1 pseudogene is annotated in these 825 nt (G+C 66.8%); it reads left to right on the forward strand.

From position 1 onward, the window contains the following. Window positions 1–136: 136 nt before the first annotated feature. Window positions 137–825 (forward strand): annotated as a pseudogene (locus FKR81_RS43135) (transposase family protein); the annotation flags it as partial.

Here is an 825-nt window from a genome sequence, read left to right on the forward strand (position 1 = left end):
TGGATGTGTTGGCGGGTAAGGGTTTGCGGTTGTGACAGGTTGACGCCTCCTCGGCGTGTCGATCCCCAGGCATGACGGAGCCCCTGGTAGCAGAGCTATCGACCAAGATCGTTCCGCGTTACTCCAGGGGCTTCATGTGTTGTTCCATCGTGCCGCGCTGCCGTTGTCACATCGGACCCTGAGGTTCGTGTCCGGCCTGGTCCGCACGCACCGCCGGGAGCAGGGATCGAGGTGGCGCGGGCTCGATGCCGGGCAGCAAGCCCTGCTGGTGCTGGTCCACCTGCGCAAGGGCGAGCCGTTCGCCGAGATCGGCGCCGGATTCGGGGTCTCGGCCACCACCTGCTGGCGGTACGTCCACGAGACCGTCGAACTCCTCGCCACGCGGTCACCGAAGCTCCGGCAGGCGCTGCGCACGGCGAAACACCGGGGCTACGCGTACATGGTTCCGGACGGCACACTGATCCCGATCGACCGGATCACCGCCGACCGGCCCCTTCTACTCCGGCAAACACAAGATGCACGGAGTGAACCTGCAGGTGATCGCCACACCGGACGGGACGATCCTGTGGCCTCCGGCGACCTGCCCGGCAGTACCCACGACACCGCCGCGGCCCGGATCCGCAACATCCTCGCAGCCCTGCACGACACCGGGCTGATCGCCCTGGGCGACAAGGGCTACCACGGATACGACGAGACCCGCCGACATGTGATCACCCCGTACAAAGGCCGCAACAAACCCGAGTCCCAGAAGGACGCCAACCGCGCCAACGCCCAACTCAAGACCTGGCACATCCTCCGCAAACTCCGCAGCTGCCCCCGCCGCGC

This window comes from Lentzea tibetensis, from assembly GCF_007845675.1.
GTDB lineage: Bacteria > Actinomycetota > Actinomycetes > Mycobacteriales > Pseudonocardiaceae > Lentzea > Lentzea tibetensis.